Source organism: Paenibacillus sp. KACC 21273 (genome assembly GCF_028736095.1).
GTDB classification, from domain to species: domain Bacteria; phylum Bacillota; class Bacilli; order Paenibacillales; family Paenibacillaceae; genus Saccharibacillus; species Saccharibacillus kyungheensis.
In genome coordinates, this window is sequence record NZ_CP117876.1 from 3008135 (window position 1) to 3026952 (window position 18818).

Annotated in this window: 13 protein-coding genes; 5 read left to right on the forward strand and 8 right to left on the reverse strand. The window is 39.1% G+C overall.

Features of this window, described 5'->3' with window-relative positions; all coding sequences use genetic code 11:
* Window positions 1-79: 79 nt before the first annotated feature.
* From PQ460_RS13100 to PQ460_RS13130, 7 genes are all read right to left on the reverse strand, one after another.
* Complete coding sequence (locus tag PQ460_RS13100; protein WP_443147157.1) at window positions 80-859, reverse strand: general stress protein; 780 nt, start codon at window positions 857-859, stop codon at window positions 80-82.
* A gap of 448 nt (window positions 860-1307) precedes the next feature.
* Window positions 1308-2444 carry a bifunctional cystathionine gamma-lyase/homocysteine desulfhydrase gene (locus PQ460_RS13105; RefSeq protein WP_274170073.1) on the reverse strand — a complete coding sequence of 379 codons (1137 nt, stop codon included), beginning with the start codon at window positions 2442-2444 and terminating at the stop codon, window positions 1308-1310.
* A 2-nt stretch (window positions 2445-2446) separates the two neighbouring features.
* Complete coding sequence (locus PQ460_RS13110; protein ID WP_273616102.1) at window positions 2447-3370, reverse strand: PLP-dependent cysteine synthase family protein; 924 nt, start codon at window positions 3368-3370, stop codon at window positions 2447-2449.
* 324 nt (window positions 3371-3694) lie between these two features.
* Window positions 3695-4423 (reverse strand): trehalose operon repressor, encoded by a 729-nt coding sequence (gene treR, locus PQ460_RS13115; RefSeq protein WP_274170074.1) that lies wholly within the window; start codon window positions 4421-4423, stop codon window positions 3695-3697.
* Between the two features lie 91 nt (window positions 4424-4514).
* The gene (gene treP, locus PQ460_RS13120) at window positions 4515-6536 is read right to left on the reverse strand and encodes a PTS system trehalose-specific EIIBC component (RefSeq protein ID WP_273616100.1); all 2022 of its coding nucleotides are present in this window, start codon (window positions 6534-6536) and stop codon (window positions 4515-4517) included.
* A gap of 120 nt (window positions 6537-6656) precedes the next feature.
* Entirely contained in the window at window positions 6657-8423 is a 1767-nt protein-coding gene (gene treC / locus PQ460_RS13125) for an alpha,alpha-phosphotrehalase (RefSeq protein ID WP_274170075.1), read from the reverse strand.
* A gap of 280 nt (window positions 8424-8703) precedes the next feature.
* On the reverse strand, window positions 8704-9225 hold the full coding sequence (locus tag PQ460_RS13130) for a general stress protein (protein WP_274170076.1): 522 nt from the start codon (window positions 9223-9225) through the stop codon (window positions 8704-8706).
* Between the two features lie 471 nt (window positions 9226-9696).
* Between PQ460_RS13130 and PQ460_RS13135 the strand changes: the two genes are divergently transcribed.
* Genes PQ460_RS13135 through PQ460_RS13145 form a run of 3 tightly spaced genes read left to right on the forward strand, consistent with a single transcriptional unit; the run spans window position 9697 to window position 13297 of the window.
* Window positions 9697-10668: an ABC transporter permease gene (locus PQ460_RS13135; protein ID WP_274170077.1), complete on the forward strand. Its 972-nt coding sequence runs from the start codon at window positions 9697-9699 to the stop codon at window positions 10666-10668.
* A gap of 43 nt (window positions 10669-10711) precedes the next feature.
* A complete protein-coding gene (locus PQ460_RS13140) occupies window positions 10712-11623 on the forward strand; it encodes a carbohydrate ABC transporter permease (RefSeq protein ID WP_273616096.1) in 912 nt (303 codons plus the stop codon).
* A gap of 45 nt (window positions 11624-11668) precedes the next feature.
* Window positions 11669-13297, forward strand: coding sequence for an extracellular solute-binding protein (locus tag PQ460_RS13145; RefSeq protein ID WP_274170078.1), 1629 nt, complete (start codon window positions 11669-11671; stop codon window positions 13295-13297).
* Window positions 13298-13461: 164 nt separating this feature from the next.
* Here PQ460_RS13145 and PQ460_RS13150 read toward each other — a convergent pair whose 3' ends face one another.
* Window positions 13462-15831 (reverse strand): AraC family transcriptional regulator, encoded by a 2370-nt coding sequence (locus PQ460_RS13150; RefSeq protein ID WP_274170079.1) that lies wholly within the window; start codon window positions 15829-15831, stop codon window positions 13462-13464.
* Between the two features lie 422 nt (window positions 15832-16253).
* Here PQ460_RS13150 and rsgA point away from each other — a divergent pair, with 422 nt between their 5' ends.
* Together rsgA and trhO are read left to right on the forward strand one after the other, a co-directional pair.
* On the forward strand, window positions 16254-17321 hold the full coding sequence (rsgA, locus tag PQ460_RS13155; protein ID WP_274170080.1) for a ribosome small subunit-dependent GTPase A: 1068 nt from the start codon (window positions 16254-16256) through the stop codon (window positions 17319-17321).
* 595 nt (window positions 17322-17916) lie between these two features.
* Entirely contained in the window at window positions 17917-18810 is an 894-nt protein-coding gene (trhO, locus tag PQ460_RS13160; protein ID WP_273616092.1) for an oxygen-dependent tRNA uridine(34) hydroxylase TrhO, read from the forward strand.
* Window positions 18811-18818: the final 8 nt, after the last annotated feature.

Here is an 18818-nt window from a genome sequence, read left to right on the forward strand (position 1 = left end):
CTATTTTTGGTTATATTCTAATATTTTCATTATTTGTAAATTTATAAATCATAAATAATGATGTGATGAGTCCTATTGATTAATTGCGGTGTAATGGATTGGTTGGCGTAGAAGAAACATCTTTATCAACTACATTTTCACTACTACGTCCCAGACGTGCTTCTTCACGTAAAATAGCTGTCTGCTCATCTTCGTTTATATTAGAACGATCATTGTTCATCGAATCTGTCGATACTGTATGATCCACAGGCGTACTCAAATGATCTGTTGCTGGTGTTGCCGTTGTTGTTGGGATCGTTGGTGCAGCTGCATCATTACGATCATAGAATCGACTGTTAGAAGCATGATTAGTGCGGAAAATATCATAAATCATATTGCGATGACCCGCAGATTTGTCTACCAATACCAAAATCTGTCCTTCATTTACATTGTTCTCGTATTCTGCTGCTTCATCTTCAGGAATACCAAGTCCAATCAGACCGCCTACTAGACCACCAGCACCTGCGCCGACTGCTGCTCCTGTTAATGCGACAACGATTGGGCCTGCTGCCATAATCGGGCCAAATACAGGAATCGCCATCATGCCTAGACCTGCAAGAAGACCGGCAGTTCCACCTAACAATCCTCCTGCTGTTGCACCTGTAGCAATCCCTTCAGGAGCTTTTGTTCCTGTTTCTTCACTAATATGTTTTAAATCTTTTTTGTCTTTGGCAATAACAGAGATTTGATCTGTAGAAATACCCTCGGCTTTTAATTGTTCAATCGCACGAGTTGCTTGTTGTTCTTCTACAAACATTCCTACAACTTTGTCATTTGTTTGCTCGTTATTCATTTCATTTGTATTGTTATGGTCCATCATTTTTCTTCATCCTCCTCAGGATAAGTACACTTTTTTTGAAAAGTTGCATCATGTATAAATGATTGCATGTAAGTAATAATTGTGCAGACAATTGAACTGCACTTTTTTTATATGTGTTTGTTGCTTATAGTGTTATTAACCGTATAAAAAAGATTAAACCAACCAACATTTGGTTAATGGTAACGCTTTTTCTCTAATATACACTGCTATAATCACTACTTCTGATCACCATTTATCTTTATTGACTCTCTTTATCCAAACGATATTATTTCTATAATGTTATATGTAATACTCTATCTTATTCATTTTCTAAGGATCATGCGATGATTTCTAAAGAAATATAAAATAAAAAAACAAGCGATCGTCTATACACTGGTTTACAACAAAATAAATATTTCATTTTTGTCATTTTTAGTGATAGTTTATCGCTTGTTTGCATAATATGAAGTTATTGATCTAAACCTTTTTTGAGATCATCAATCAGATCTTCTCCATCTTCAATGCCTACCGAAATACGTACTAATCCTGGTGTAATGCCCAATTCTGCTCTTCGTTCTGCTGGAATCGAAGCATGGGTCATACGCGCAGGTACTGAAATAAGGCTTTCTACAGCTCCTAGACTTTCTGCTAATGTGAAATAAGTCAGCTTTTTGAGTAATTCTGCTGCTTTGGCATCACTACAGACATCAAATGAAATAATACCGCCAAAACCTGTTGTTTGCTTTTTGGATAATTCATGCTGTGGATGAGAAGTTAGACCTGGATAGTAGACTTTGCCTACTGCTGGATGTTCGGTTAAAAACGTTACGATTTCTTGTGCATTACGTTCTATCGCTTCCATACGTAGTCCCAATGTCTTGATCCCACGAATCAATAACCATGCATCTTGTGGCCCTAGAATTCCACCGACAGCATTTTGAATAAAATGGATCTCTTCAGCAAGCTTTTCACTATTTACTACAACTAACCCTGCTACCAGATCACTATGCCCTCCCAAATACTTGGTTGCAGAGTGAAGCACAATATCTGCTCCTAATGGAATAGGATTTTGCCAGTATGGGGTAGCAAATGTATTATCGACGACAAATAATAGATCATGTTCATGGGCTACATCGGCTACAGCGCGAATATCTGTAACTTTAAGCAAAGGATTGGTTGGCGTTTCCACATAGATAGCTTTAGTGTTCAGCTGTATTGCTTGGCGAATAGCATCCAGATCGGTTGTATCTACAAAAGTAGACTCGATCCCCAGACGTGCTAACACTTTGGTGAAGATACGATATGTACCTCCATAGACATCATCTGTAAGCAAAATATGGTCGCCTGTATTGAACATAGTAAATACGGCATGAATAGCCGCCATTCCTGAGCCAAAAGCAAATCCTTTATATCCTTCTTCTAAGTCTTTAATCAATTCTTCCAATGCAAATCGTGTCGGATTGCCTGTACGAGAATATTCATATCCTTTGTGTACACCAATCTCTTCTTGCTTGTACGTACTTACTTGATAAATAGGCACATTGACTGCGCCTGTATGAGGATCACCAGAGATACCGCCGTGAATCAATTTTGTTTTGCGTTTCATATTTAAATACCACCTTCATAAATTTGTTTGCTTAAATAACGTTCACTACTATCCGGGAAAATGGTGACGATATGAGCACCATCGGGCGCTGTTTCGACTTCTAGAAGAGCAGCATGAAGCGCTGATCCTGCTGAACTTCCGATCAATAATCCTTCTAGCCGAGCCAATTCAGCGACACGATGAAAAGCATCTTCATCACTAATAGTATGAATTGTATTGAAATACGATTTATCCATAAATTCAGGAATCATCTCCATCCCGATTCCTTCGGTTTTGTGCGATCCCGATTCGCCGCCATTGATAATAGAACCTTCGGGCTCTACAATGACAGTTTTGATATTTGGATTTTGCTCTTTCAAATAACGGCTTGTGCCCATAAATGTACCACCAGAGCCTGCCCCTGCGACAAATACATCCACTTTCCCTTCAAGATCGTTCCAGATCTCAGGTCCCATCGTTTGATAATACGCTTTGGGGTTATCTGGATTGGTAAATTGCCCCGGACAATACGCACCCGGTATTTCTTCTACCAGTTCACGTGCTTTATCTATAGCACCACGCATTCCTTTCGCTGTCGGAGTATGCACAATCCGAGCTCCTAACGCTTTCATTAAGGTCTGCTTTTCGATACTGAATTTCTCTGGCACAGCAAATACAACAGAAATATCTTCATGGATCGCCGCCATCGCTAGACCAATCCCTGCATTTCCTGCTGTCGCTTCCACAAGTGTGCCACCTGGTTTGATTTTGCCGGTAGCCAGTGCATCGTGAAGTAACGCTTTACCTACCCGATCTTTGACACTGCCTCCAGGATTCATAAATTCTAACTTGGCAAATAACCGAATACCTCTTGGTAAATCATACGCATTGATTTCCACCAGTGGTGTATTTCCGATCAAATCCATAGTACTGCGATATAAAGCCATTCGAGTTTGCTCCTTTGATGATCTAATCATTGTGTGTTGTTAGATGAATAATCATAATAAATATTGTATTTTAAACCATTGGTCAATAAATAAGAAAATAAAAAAAACCAATTAAACAAGTAGGAATTATCAATCTATACTCTGAGTGTAGTAAGATTACGATTAAAAGTCAAACAAGTCAGCACTTATTCTCATAATGGAAAAAACCATACTTCCGCCTCTTATAACATATCTGATCACAAAAAGGGCTGTCACTATTCACTGAATAACAGCGAACAGGACAGACCTTTTTGTACTAACTTCTTTTGTTGTTCATTGATAAATCTACTTTTCTTCTCCAGGAGAACGTCTAGCAAAATCGACAAATTGAAATTTGTCTAACCGATGCCTTGATTCGGTATACTGAAAAAGAGTCGTATCTTCTAAATGAACATAGTTGCGCACTACAACAACATGAGTGTACTCTTTTAAATCTAACAATTCATAATCTTCAGTGGTTGCATCTTCTACAGAAATTACTTTTTTAGCGTAACTGATCTGCAAATTCAATTCTTGTTCCAAATAAGTATAGATCGATCCGCTAGCAATTTCTGTTGTTAACAACGGGACAATATCAGAGCGGAAATAGTCTTTATCCAGAATGACCTTTTCGCCTTCTATATTGCGAGCACGAATCACTTGCCATACAGTTGTATGTTTATCTGTTTCCAAATGACGAGCTACTGCATGAGGTATAGGAATATGCTCTGTTTTGTAAACAATCGTTTGTGATTTGCGTCCTATTCGTTCAGACATTTCTTTGAAGCTAACCAGACCACTTAACGGAAAATTCATTCGTCCAATATCAAGTGCAAATGAGCCTTTACCTTTAATTTTATGAATAAATCCATTCTCTGAAAGCAATTGAAGTGCTTTGCGCACTGTTTCACGAGAAATGCCATATTCTCTGGTTAGATCATTTTCAGAAGGAAGTTTGGTACCCGCAGCGATCTCACCGGATTGAATACGTTCTGAATAATCATGATAAATTTGTAGAAAAATATTAGTATTCACTTGTCATCACCACATTTATTGTAGCACTTTTTGAATCATCTGAAATCAGCAAATTGTTTTACACAATATACCAACGTCACCGAGATCAGGCTTATTGTTTAAGATGAATTTTTAGAATCTGATACTTCAAGTCATTGACTGTACCCGGTAGTTCTTCAATCGATTCAATCATATCTTGACCGTCTGGCACAATAATAGGTGTAATGATCGGATACCCTGCTGCCTGAATCACATCACGATCAAATTCTAATAACAATTGACCTGCTTCTACCGTATCTCCTGTCTCCGCATGGACTGTAAATCCTTCGCCTTTGAGACCTACAGTATCAATACCTACATGAATCAGAATCTGTACGCCAGTCGCATGTTCCAAAATCATAGCATGCTTACTATTTGCCATAATATGCACGACCGTTCCGGCAAATGGAGCAACAATTTTGCCATCTGTCGGTTCGATAGCGATCCCTTGACCCATTTGTCTTTCAGCAAAAGCAGGATCAGGTACCTGTTCCAACATAACCGCTTCTCCTGTGACAGGAGCTAACACTTCCAACACATCCACTGCATCTGCATCACTGGTAGCATTCGATTGAGAACCAGATAGCGCTTGATGAGCAGAGCCTTTAACCGATTCGGTCGTTGTTGGAGTCGTTGCTTTGGATACATTTTTGGTATCATCAGCAGAACTGTTATTTTGCTGACGACGGATCATAATTTTGCCGTATAACAATGTAAGTGTAAATGGAACAATCAATACGATTGCCATACCGATAAAGAATACACCCCACTGATCCGGGAAAATAGAAAGGAATCCGGGAATACCGCCGACCCCTATTGAATACGCCAACACATGATTAATCGTGAGCAACACCCCTGCGATAGCTGAACCAATCATTCCGAATACAAAAGGATATTTGTAACGAATATTAACTCCGAAGATCGCCGGTTCAGTTACACCGAGAAAAGCGGATACAGACGATGTAATCGCTAGACCTTTACTTTTTTGATCTTTCAAAATAAGTACCATAGCTAATGCGCCTGCACCTTGAGCAATATTAGATAAAGCTAACATTGGCCATAAGAAGGTGCCGCCTTGTGTTCCGATCAATTGTACATCGACTGCAAGGAACGTATGATGCATTCCTGTAATAACTAGCAATGCATACAATCCACCATAGATTAGACCACCTAGAGCAGGAACGGTATCAAATACATAAACAAAGCTACTTGTAATCACATTACCGATTGCAAACGTAACCGGCCCGATAACCGTAAATGCAAGGAAACCTGTGACTAGCAACGTAATAGGAGCTAACAATAATAGCTTAAAAGAATCAGCTATTCGTTTATTTAAAAATATTTCGATGCGTGATAATACGTAAGCGGATACAAGTACAGGTAACACTTGTCCTTGATAACCGATTTTGTTGATTTCCCAGCCAAATAGATTCCATACAGGTACAGTGCCACTATTGACAGCATCTGCGTATTTGTAAGCACTCATAAGATCTGGATGAACTAGAATCAGACCGAGTACAATCCCGAGTAAAGGACTACCGCCAAACCTGGTGGTGGCTGACCAACCGATCAATACAGGAAGAAACGTAAAGGCTGTACTGGCTATCGTATTTATAATAGAAGCAAAATCTTTCCATTGTGGATATACATCAACTAAAGATTGTCCTTCAAAGAAAATACCTGCGCCTGTCAAAATATTATTAATCCCTAATAGCAAACCTGCTGTAACGATCGCTGGCAAAATCGGAATAAAAATATCAGCCAGTGTTTTGATTGCTCGTTGAATCGGATTTTGCTTTTTACTAGCTGCACTTTTTACATCATCTTTGGAAGCACGATTACCGCCCGTAATCGCTATCATTTCGTTGTACACTTTATCAACAAGTCCGGGACCGATAACTACTTGATACTGACCTTGCGATGAAAATTGTCCTTTGACCAGATCATTCTGATCCAACGCATCTTTGTCTACCAGACTATCATCATGCAAAGCAAATCGTAATCGTGTTACACAGTGTGTAGCTACTTCTATATTTTCTTTGCCACCGACTGCGGCTATAATCTGCTCTACACTTTTTTTATCGATATCTGCCACCTAACCCCACTCCTTCACTATGTCTGCATGTTCATGTACTTGCAAAGTAGAACAGATTGATTCTGCTCTACTCCGCTCATACTTTATTTGTATAGATTAATGATTGATTATTTGGATCAATTATTGAGAACGATTGGATACAGAACGATCTTCATGCAGAAGCCACATATAAGACGCATACGGTTCTAAAGTTATGGATTCACTTACATGTGGTGTAGTGACTGTATTACCGATCAATAAAGTAGCCGCATGTAATTGTGCTGAACTGTATTGTTGTGTGATCTGCTCTGGTAAATGAAATACTGCTTGTTCTGCACTAAAATTAGAAATAACGATGATGCGCTCATGTGCATTGCTACGTGTATAAGCAAATATCTGAGGATGGGACTGATCTAATCGTTCATATGTACCATCGGTGAGCACTTCTACTTGCTGGCGAAGTGTAATCAATTGACGATAATGATGATAAACGGAGAACGGATCATGAAGCTGAGACTGTACATTGATATCTGGATAACGTTCATCTACTTTGATCCATGGTGTTCCTGTTGTAAATCCTGCATTAGTGCTGCTATCCCATTGCATCGGTGTACGTGAATTATCACGCGAACGTTCACGAATAATATCTAATGCTTCTGTCGCTGATTTGCCTTGTTCTTGTAAAATGCGATACATATTCGTAGACTCTATATCTCGAAATTCATCAATACTTGACCACTGCGGATTAGGCATCCCTATTTCTTCACCCTGAAAAATATAAGGTGTTCCTTGTAAGCCATGCAAAGTGGTTGCTAATAATTTGGCACTTTCTACGCGGTATTGATCATCATTTAGAAAACGTGATAATGCGCGCGGCTGATCATGATTATTGAAAAATAAAGCGTTCCATCCTCCCCCTTGCTGCATTCCTACTTGCCAGTGGGACAATAATGATTTTAATGCTTCAAAATCATACGGCATCAATTCCCATTTCTGACCATTCGGATAATCTACTTTCAAATGATGAAAATTGAAGGTCATCGAAAATTCTTTTTCCTCTGGATTGGAATAACGTATACAATGCTCCAGTGTTGTTGATGACATTTCCCCTACCGTTACGGCTTGATAAGGTTCAAATACTTTTTCATACAACTCTTTCACATACTCATGTACACGCGGCCCATCGGTATAAAATTTACGACCGTCTCTAATAGCCAGACCGCCTTCATCGGTATCGGTTGGGAAATTCTGATCTTTGGAGATCAAATTAATAACATCCATCCGAAATCCGCTAACACCCTTATTTGCCCAAAAAGTCAACAAATCAATCACTTCTTGTCGAACTTTAGGATTTTCCCAATTCAGATCAGCTTGCGTTTTATCAAATAATGTCAAAAAATATTGTCCGCTATGATCATCATATTGCCATGCTGAGCCGCCAAATTTGGACTGCCAGTTGTTAGGAACACCGCCGTCTGGAGCAGGATCACGCCAGATATAATAATGCCGATACGGATTGTCTTTGGATTTGCGAGCTTCTTGGAACCAATAATGTTCTGTTGAAGAATGATTGACTACAATATCAGTCATCAAATACATATCACGTGCCTTAATCTCTGCAATCAATTCTTCCATATCTTCCATCGTTCCATATTGAGGATGAATACGGTAGTAATCGGCTACGTCGTAACCGTTATCATTTTGTGGGGATAAGTAGACAGGTTGTAACCAGACAATCTCAACACCTAGTCCTTTTAGATAATCTAACTTTTGAGTAACACCTTTGATATCGCCTGTTCCTTTGCCTGTCGTATCATTAAAACTTTGTGGATAGACTTGATACACGACCGATTTGCGCCACCAGTCTTGTCGGGTAATTTGGACTGATTGTGTGGATAAAGCATTCATATTCACATTTCTCCTTGAATCAGATTGCTATCAATGGTTAGAATATCGCTTACATTCAACTTGTATATACAGGATTATATTCTTGTATATACAAGTTGTCAACGACTATTTATTTTAGCAAAATGTAGCTATGTATAGACTTGCTGAATAGGCATAAAAAAAGACAATTGTACAGTATAATCACCTGTACAATTGCCTTATTGTTTTCTGATAGCTATTTACAAATTATCTATCATTTATTGGTGTTTTACTTGCAGATCGATTTTTAATGATCTATGAATTACATTTCATCATATTGTGCATTAGAAGCGTTATTTTTACGGAAAATATTGTAGATCTCAGTTCCACGTCCTGTTGATTCATCAACCAATACCAGTATAGCTCCCTCATTGACACGCTCATCATAATGACGTGCATCTTCTTCAGGTACACCATAGCCTACTAGACCACCAGCAAGACCGCCTGCACCAGCTCCTACAATCGCTCCTGTAAAAGTAGCCGCTATTGGCCCTGCTGCTAATATTGGCCCGATACCCGGAATCGTTAATGCTCCTAATCCAATTAGCAGACCAGCGACCCCGCCGAGCACTCCACCTGTAGCTGCACCGGAAGCCATGCCTTCTGCTGTATCCATATCAGTCTCTTGCTCTATTCGTTCGATCTCTTCATGGTCTTTAGCAATAACTGAAATATCTTGCTCTGTAAATCCTGCTGCTTTCAAATCTTCTAACGTACGACTAACTTGAGCTTCGTTATCAAATACACCAACAATTTTATCTAACACTTTATCGTTTTGATCCATTTTATAATCATCCTTTAATAAGTGAATTTGTAATATGTAGAATACGAACTTCTTTCTATTTAATGGAAAGAACGTATGGAAATATTTTAAACATAACCCTCTTGTACTAAACATTTCACTTCTACCCCTCACTAACCTTACATATGTAAACGCATACAACTAACATTGATATTTTATATTTATTTTGTAAGCGTTTTATAAATAGGAAAATCATTTATTTATCTGTTTTTTGTTAAAATGACTACTTATATGACAGCAAATTTTACATACTTCTTGATCTTTTTGAGTAGTAGATTGATACTCTCTATGTTCTATAAAGCCTGTAATACCAAGGAATATGCGCTTTTTTACTATTCACTTCATGATTCACATATTTACGGCTCAACCGTTATATTTCTACAATAAGACTATACACATAGCGGTACACCACTTCTTTATTATTCTATCGTTTCACTAGAAAGGAGGACTATGATGCAAAGAAATGTATCGAATACCGTTCATACTGATTCTATTTCTGAAGTTAGTGTATCTGATCGGCGTAAGTCACTTTGGAAAAGGATCACACGTAATTGGGAATTATACATCTTAATAGCACCTGCATTTTTGTACTTTCTTATCTTTCATTATGGACCTATGTATGGCATTCAGATTGCTTTCAAAAACTTTCTGCCCGCACGAGGGATCGCCGATAGTCCATGGGTAGGTTTTACGCATTTTAAGCGTTTTTTTGAATCTTATTATTTCTGGGATTTATTATGGAATACATTAAGTATCTCGTTATACGAATTAGCTGTTGGTTTTCCTTTACCTATTTTATTAGCACTCGCTTTTAATGAGATCAAAAATGGATTTTTCAAACGCACTGTACAAACCGTTACGTATGCTCCTCATTTTATTTCTGTTGTAGTTATGGCAGGGATTATTATTACATTTCTTTCTCCTTCCACAGGAATCATTATCAAATTTATAGAATGGTCAGGCTTTACTGCGCCTAATCTACTGACCGATCCGGCATGGTTCAAAACGATGTACGTCTTATCCGGTGTCTGGCAAAGTACAGGCTGGGGAACTATCATTTACCTTGCTGCCCTTTCCGCGGTCGATCCACAGCTACATGAAGCCGCTATTATGGATGGTGCAAGTCGTTTTCGGCGTATTATCAGTATCAATATTCCAACCATTATCCCGACGATTACAATTTTGCTGATTTTGAGTATAGGGAGTATCTTAGGCGTTGGTTTTGAGAAGATTTTATTATTGCAAAATGCTCTTAATATGAGTTCTTCTGATGTTATTGATACGTTTGTATATCGTACCGGTCTGATTAATGTACAGTACAGCTTCTCAACAGCAGTAGGTCTATTTAATTCAGCGGTTAATGCGATTCTATTGATTACTGTGAATCAGATTGCTCGTCGTACAACAGAACATAGTCTATGGTAATTCATATATAGCTTATCTATAACGTATTAAGGAGGGATGATCTATGGCTGCTGTGATCAAAGAAACCAAAACAGACCGTTTGTTTCTGATTTGCAACTACCTGTATGTGACGATCGCGTTTGTACTAGTACTCTACCCTGTTATCTACATTTTAAGTGCTTCGATCAGTACACCTTCTTACGTCAATTCAGGCGAAATGTGGCTGTTGCCCAAAGGAATTACATTTGAAGGATACATTAGAGTTTTTGAAAATAGTAAAATCTGGGTTGGTTATGGAAATACGATTTTGTATACGGTTGTCGGCACGTTAATCAATCTACTGGTCACTTTACCTGCGGCTTATGCACTCAGTCGTAAAGATTTTGTAGGACGAGGGTTTTTTATGGGAATGTTTCTGGTCACAATGTTTTTTAGTGGTGGTCTGATCCCTACGTATCTTATCGTCAAACAATTAGGTCTGGTGAACTCGATGTGGGCATTGATCTTGCCAGGAGCTGCTTCGGTCTGGAACATTATTGTAGCGCGGACATTTTTCCAATCCACGATTCCGATTGAACTTCAAGAAGCCGCTCATATGGATGGATGTACGAATTTGAGATTATTTCTAAAAATCGTTGTTCCGTTATCAACACCTATTATTGCAGTAATGGCACTATTCTATGGTGTAGGTCACTGGAACAGTTATTTTAACGCTTTGGTATATTTAAATGATCAATCCAAGTATCCGCTACAAATGGTATTGCGTCAGATTCTTGTTTTGCAAGAAATGTCTACTTCTGCTCAAGGTGCCGCTACAAGCGGTGAAGCTGCAATGGCGATGAATGCCAAAGCAGATATGGCGGCTCTGCTCAAATATGCTGTTATTATTGTTGCTACATTGCCGATTATTGCGGTCTATCCTTTTGTTCAGCGTTATTTTGTACAGGGCGTTATGATAGGATCAGTCAAAGGGTAAGCGCTTACGATCGAATGTCTACTATCATTTACAAGGAGGATTATTATGACAAATCAATCTCCATTTCGATTCCGTTCTACTTTTATGCGCAAAACAGGTACAGTCGCATTATCGTTGGTATTAGGAACGACGCTTCTTGCTGGCTGTTCTGGTGGCAAAGCTGAAGAAGCCGCCAAGTCGAATTCGGCTGAAAATGTAAGTAAAGAAGGATTCCCTATCGTCAAAGAAAAGATTACTTTATCAATGATGGGCCCTGATGTTGGTCTACAGAACTGGAAAGACATGCCTGCTTTTCAAGAAATGGAAAAGTTAACAAACGTGTCGTTCACTTTCGAAAATCCGCCATTGGATAGCTTTGAAACGAAAAAGAATCTGGTATTTGCCAGCGGTGAGTATCCAGATATCTTCTATGCTTCTTCTCTCACTCAAGCAGACGAAGTCAACTACGGAAATCAAGGTATTTTGCTTCCACTGGAAGGTCTAATCGATAATTATGCACCCAATCTTAAAAAGCTGATGGACGAAGATCCATCTATCCGCAAATCGATCACTACACCGGATGGTCATATTTATTCATTACCGGTAATCAATCAGCAAAGTATCTGGTATCGCAGTCCGATGTGGTATAACGGTGACTTTTTGGAAGCATTGAAAGTCAAAGATCTACCAACCACTACCGAAGGATTGTACGATCTATTGATTCGTTTCCGTGATGAAGATCCGAATGGTAATGGCAAAAAAGACGAAATTCCTTTAGCTTCTGTCAAATTAGATGATATTCGTTCATGGTTATTAGGTGCTTGGGGTATCTATGGAGAAGATATCTATAATGATGCAGATGGTAAAGTACATTTTGCTCGTACCGAAGAAGGATATCGTGAATTTTTAACGTATATGAATCGCTTGTGGAATGAAAATCTATTAGATCATGAAACGTTCTCACAAACTCCTGATCAGAAAAAAGCCAAAGGGGCTAACAATCAGCTAGGTCTTTTCCAAGATTGGCATGCTTATTTCACGCATGGTGGTAAGCCGACAACCAAAGACCCGATGTTTGTTCCTGTGAAAAGTGATGCTGTAGACAAGCCAGCTGTTGCTATTCACCCGGGGTTATCTACCGGATCATTTGCTATTACTGAAAGCAACCCTTCACCAGAAGCTTCTATGCGCTGGGTCGATTATATGTACAGCTATGAAGGTGCTATGCTGTTCGACAAAGGCCCTGAAGGTCTAATGTACGAGACGGTTAATGAAAAAGATCATACTAAGAAATGGAAAGAGCTCCCAAGCCAGTACAATAGTCGTGAAGATTACCGTGGAACATTAACACCGAACTATGGTACGCCAGCGCCTACATTATTAAGTCCTGATTTGCAAAAAGGATTAAAAGAAGAATTTGATACGTGGGTAGACAAGCAAAATGACGAGAAAATTCTTGCCTATGATCCACAACCACCTTTCCCTATTCTGTATCTAACGCAAGAAGAACAGGCTGAAATTTCAAGTCTACGTGCAGATATGGATACGTATATTGAGCAAATGGAAGCCAAATTTGTTACAGGACAAGAACCATTAACCAGTTGGGATACGTATTTAGCAACGATCAAGCAAATGGGTGGAGATCGGATTATAGAGATTTACCAGGTAGCGTATGATCGCTGGAAATCAAGCTAAAAAGGTAGACAAGTATACAGCATAACCACATTATTGATTCGATTTATGTGATTGATAGGTAAACGTAGAAATGTAATTATAAAAAAGACCTCTTTCCGCTAGAGATAGCGATTGAGGTCTTTTTTTTATCATCTTTTTTATCCTACAAACAGTGCTACTCCTGATTATCCTGTACTGTTGTTAATTGGTAGATTATGATCTTCATTTTGCAGACTTTGCTTACGATATTGCCCCGGTGTACAGCCTGTTTCTTTTTTAAATTTGCGAATAAAATTAGCGGTATCCAGATATCCTACACGCAGAATAATATCTTTCAGTGGATCGTTGGTATCGTTCATCTGCCGGATCACTTCATCCATACGCAATTGCCACACATATTGAGAAAACGTATACCCTGTTTTTTCTTTGAAAGTGCGGCTGAGATATGAACTAGAAATCGAGAACTGCTGAGCGACTCCTTCCAGACTTAACGCATAATCGCAATACTGTTCTCGTACATAAGCAAGCACTTGATCCATCATAGACAATTGCTTGGTTTCTTCTTTGTGTTCTGCACATGTACAGATGCGTGCAATCAATAGATGTAATTGTTCTTCTAACTCTTCTGTACGTTCAAAAGAAGCCAGTTTCGGCATATCGCGTATACTTCGTATTAATCCCACTTCTGAAGCCGCTTTGAGCACTGTATTTAATAGATCAAATAAAACACACCGCATCAGTGAAAGTGGTAAGGCTTGTGAGCGTACGTCGGCTACAATCGTCTGTACCATATGGGAAGCAACCATAATATTACCTTGCTTCAAGCTTTGAGATAATTTTAATAACGATTCATTTGTAATCCAATAATGTTCACCTGAAGGACGATCAGCTTCACTATTTAATTGATCAAAGTATGTGACACTATGCTGGGTATCCGTTAACCGATATTCCATCGCTGTTGCCGCTTCGATAAAAGATTGATTCAACTCATCCAGACGTGTATAACTTGTGCCTACCCCTACAGTTGGCAACGTATAATAATGTTCGAACACAATTTCTCTCACTGCTTCTACAATCTGCTTCATTTGTTGCTGACGCTCTATTTCTTCAAGCTGATGCCAGCATACCGCCAAAGCTAACCGATTGCCTGATGAGTACTCTATTCCATAAATATGTGCATTTAAATGAGGAAGATCGATTTCTGCTAAAATATCCGGTAAAAATAAATACGGGTCCAGTAATTTCTCCAAGCGCTGAGTCTCGGCTATGTCTGTATCTGTAGCTTGTAATGTATCTGTATATCTGGCTTCAGATAACATATCACTGGCTACAATCATGACAAAATATTGATGATGATCGGCTTCCAGCCCCAGACTGTCTATAACACGTATCGTCTCTGGATCTTCTGGCTTGCCATGCTTCATTAGCAATAGTAAGCACTGGTGGCGCACATACGGTTCCTGCATATCCATCTGATATCGATAATCGTGCAATGTGTTTTTAATCCATGTCCACTCATTAGAAGTGCCGCTGGAGACAGATGGGATGGTTGAATGATTGGTTTTTTCTTTTGCAAATTCAACCAGATCACGTAGTGGATGATACTGTCTACGCGCTAATAATACTGCGATTGGGATACCTGCTAAAGCAATCAATCCGAACACCAATATAATCAATGTCTGAATATGAAAAATCCGACTAAAAAATTGATCACTTGGCATAGTCGTTACATATGTCCAACCATTTTGCGCTGAAGTAACTGACACTACAGACTGCGGTTTTCCATTTAGCATCATACTATGAATCCCTTCTCCTAGCTGAGAAAGCGTATTCAATTCTTGATTTTGCACCGGTTGATCATGGTTGTTGACCGTCAGTACCTGACCTGTATTGTCAAAAATATAACTATTTCCTTTAAAATCATTCAAAATCGAATCCATCATTCCGGTCAGCTTGGATTCTTCAATCAAATACACTACAGACGCATATGGATACGCATCAGCAGGCTTGATCGGCACAATATGTAATAACATCGACCTTTGGCGTGAATGAGTCCCCAATTGCTCGGTTAAGCGAGTCATCGGATAATTAATCTCATTAAGGTCGTGTGTAATCTGTTCATTTGTCCAATTATTAAATTCATATGTTCGTCCAAAAACCACATTCAAATTACTTAATCCTTGAGAAGAATAGATCATCGAATCGTTATGAAAATAAAGAAATAACTCATCAATAATCGAACTATTCGCTCGATATTGAGCCAGTGTATTAATCGCTTCACGACTATAATACGGATGCTTCACCATGTAAGAAGTCAGATTGTTATCATAACTGATCCGAGCTGCAATATCGCTTAACTCTTTCATCCGTCCATCTATCGTCATTCGTACCTGACTTAACTGATTCACATTGGATTGCTCTATTTCAGTACGTAGACTTTTAACAGCGCTTTGATAGACCAGAACAGTAATCAAAATAAGAGGAATCAGAAAAATAAGTAAATAAGACAACATATAACTCCGCAACAACCTTGAACTTGTACGCTTCGGATTCATCTGCTTCCTCCTCACATCAAACGTAATTACGCTATGATTATTGGATCATTGATATTAAATTTACATGTATTCAACAAATATTCACAACTCAATTGTAACGTATTTTTACGGGCTGAAAAGGTATTTTTGCGATTTGCTTACAAATTTAGTTCTTTTTGATCATAAATGAATTGTTTATAACGTGTAAAAGATAACACTCTATTTACAATCCTGGTTATGTTTATACGTATCTTCTATTTTTGCTATTCCTTTTTATCCATTTTCTGTTATACTGTTGGTGAAATCCCGAACAGAAAGGATGATTCATAATGATGACTATTGAACGTACACCCCATCACACGCCGCATAGAACCTATTTCCAATCGGGAGAAATGAACGGATAACGTAAACAAGCTCCCGATACAACAAAGGAGCTAACTGAATTGAATATTAATGATTATGGATATAACGATTATTTTGCTGCACACTTTGCAGCCTATGAGACGTCGGAACGTCTTATTCCAGCACGGATTAGTGCGGTGTTCAAACATGTATACCGTGTTGTCTCTGAAGATGGAGAACAATTAGCCAAATTAAAAACATCTTCATTCCGCGATGCTCTTCGAGTCGATCGCCCTTCGATTGGTGATTTTGTCGCTCTGGAGAGCCATCCCGGTGATACTTCACTGATCCATCAAGTGTTACCACGCAAAACGATTATTTTGCGTGATGATCCTGATATTGGTGAACAGGTGGTTGCTGCCAACTTTGATTATTGTCTACTCGTTTGCTCGGCAAATGATGACTTTAATTTGAATCGTATTGAGCGTTATTTAACGATTGCGTGGAATAGCGGAGCACAACCGCTTATTATCGTAACCAAAAGCGATCTAACCGATCAATTGGATCACTATCTTCAACAATTAGAAATAGCTGGCTTTGGTGTTCCTGTCTATCCAGTCGATAGTATTCATGGCGACGGATTAGCAGAACTACAAGCGCATTTTGCTGTAGGAGACACCCTGGTATTGCTTGGTTCTTCGGGTGTCGGCAAATCTTCACTCGTTAACGCACTTGCAGGCGAATACAAAATGAAAACAAATGCAATTCGCGAAGACGATGCGAAAGGTAAACACACTACTACGCATCGTGAACTCCATTTGCTACACAATGGTATGATCGTGATCGACACTCCCGGCATGCGAAGTCTAGGTATAGGGCAAGCTTCGACAGGACTGGAAGAAACATTCCATGATATCGAATCTCTAGCCGAACAGTGCCGTTTCCACGATTGTGCGCATACACAGGATCAACCAGACTGTGCTGTCCAACAAGCATTAGCTGAAGGTACACTGCCAACTAAACATTACAACAACTGGCTCAAACTCAAAAAAGAACTAGCCTACAACGAACGCAAAAATAACGTCACTCAACTGCGCCAAGAAAAACAAAAATGGAAAACCTTATCCAAAACCCATAAACAAAATTCCAAAAACCGCGCAAACCGATAATCACTATATAAAATCAAATCACATTTAGGTATGTTGGATAAGCATCAGTGAATAGATACTTTTTCCATCCCAACTCTATATGCTATCCCACACTCCCGGCTGTCTATCCCCATTAGACAGCCCCTTTTTTTATTCCCCACTACATATCCCTTCACAAAATCTTCTTCCCATTCTCACAATAATCCCACTATATCTGACTCTCACTTACCATCTCAATACTATCTATTACTTTCCCACTACATTCTCACTCCCCTCCAAATCTCCCACCCAAACTCCACCTACCCTCCCCCACCCAAGACTTTAATTCCTCCCACTCCCACCGTAGAGCGGAGCGAATAGAATCGTTCTGAAAGAGCGAAGCGATCGCCTTTGCTATGAAATCCCGACCGCCAAGCGGTCATTCAAGGGATTCCATAGCACCAGCGACGACAAGAACGATTCTATTGGCGCAGCCCTCCCACCCCCCCCATGAGAATTAAATCCCCCTTTTTATACATTTTCATTGACTAACCCCCAAGAGAAGCGTAAAATTTATGATTGCGATTATATTGTACGTCGGTGCAAAATTAAAATTTTTATATATAGGGTGATGAATATGTCTACGAGTCCATACCGGATTTTATTATTTTATAAATTTGTCAAAATTGATGATCATGAAGCACTTGCTGCAGAGCATTTGAAATATTGCAAAAAGTTAGGTATCAAAGGAAGAATTCTAATCGCACCAGAAGGTATTAACGGTACATTGTCAGGTGATTTTGAACAGACTGAACAGTATATGCAAGACTTATTAGCAGATCCACGATTTGCAGATACAGTGTTCAAAATTGATGAAGCAGAAGAACATGCTTTCAAAAAAATGTTTGTGCGTCCAAAAGATGAATTGGTCACTTTCCGCTTTGAAGAAGAATGGGATGCTAGTGAATTTACAGGCAAGCACCTTTCACCGAAAGAGTTCTATGAACAACTTCAACAAGAAGATGTGATTGTTTTAGATGGTCGTAACGATTATGAATACGATATCGGTCATTTCCGTGGAGCGATTCGTCCGAATGTTGAATCTTCTCGCGAGTTCCCTGAATGGATCAGAGAAAATATGAGCGAGTTCAAAGACAAAAAGATTCTCACATACTGCACAGGTGGCGTACGTTGTGAAAAGCTAACCGGTTTCTTGATGAAAGAAGGCTTTAACGATGTTGCTCAACTTGAAGGCGGTATTGTGACTTATAGTAAAGACCCTGAAGTACAAGGTCGATTGTTTGACGGAAAATGTTATGTATTTGACGAACGTATTTCGATTCCAATCAATCATACCGATGAAGATATTATTGTAGGCAAATGCTATCATTGCGAAGCGCCAACAGACGATTATATCAACTGCCCGACTTGCAATCTGCAACATGTGGTATGCGAATCTTGCAAAGAAGAACACGAACACTTCTGCTCGGATGCTTGCCGCGAGCAAGTAGCTGTTACAGCTTCTAACTAAATAGATAC

What these genes read in the sequence shown, in the direction of transcription:
- PQ460_RS13100 (WP_443147157.1), bottom strand. Translation starts at nt 859, where the DNA reads ATGATGGACCATAACAATACAAATGAAATGAATAACGAGCAAACAAAT.
- PQ460_RS13105 (WP_274170073.1), bottom strand. Translation starts at nt 2,444, where the DNA reads ATGAAACGCAAAACAAAATTGATTCACGGCGGTATCTCTGGTGATCCT.
- PQ460_RS13110 (WP_273616102.1), bottom strand. Translation starts at nt 3,370, where the DNA reads ATGGCTTTATATCGCAGTACTATGGATTTGATCGGAAATACACCACTG.
- treC (WP_274170075.1), bottom strand. Translation starts at nt 8,423, where the DNA reads ATGAATGCTTTATCCACACAATCAGTCCAAATTACCCGACAAGACTGG.
- PQ460_RS13130 (WP_274170076.1), bottom strand. Translation starts at nt 9,225, where the DNA reads ATGGATCAAAACGATAAAGTGTTAGATAAAATTGTTGGTGTATTTGAT.
- PQ460_RS13135 (WP_274170077.1), top strand. Translation starts at nt 9,697, where the DNA reads ATGCAAAGAAATGTATCGAATACCGTTCATACTGATTCTATTTCTGAA.
- PQ460_RS13140 (WP_273616096.1), top strand. Translation starts at nt 10,712, where the DNA reads ATGGCTGCTGTGATCAAAGAAACCAAAACAGACCGTTTGTTTCTGATT.
- PQ460_RS13145 (WP_274170078.1), top strand. Translation starts at nt 11,669, where the DNA reads ATGACAAATCAATCTCCATTTCGATTCCGTTCTACTTTTATGCGCAAA.
- PQ460_RS13150 (WP_274170079.1), bottom strand. Translation starts at nt 15,831, where the DNA reads ATGAATCCGAAGCGTACAAGTTCAAGGTTGTTGCGGAGTTATATGTTG.
- trhO (WP_273616092.1), top strand. Translation starts at nt 17,917, where the DNA reads ATGTCTACGAGTCCATACCGGATTTTATTATTTTATAAATTTGTCAAA.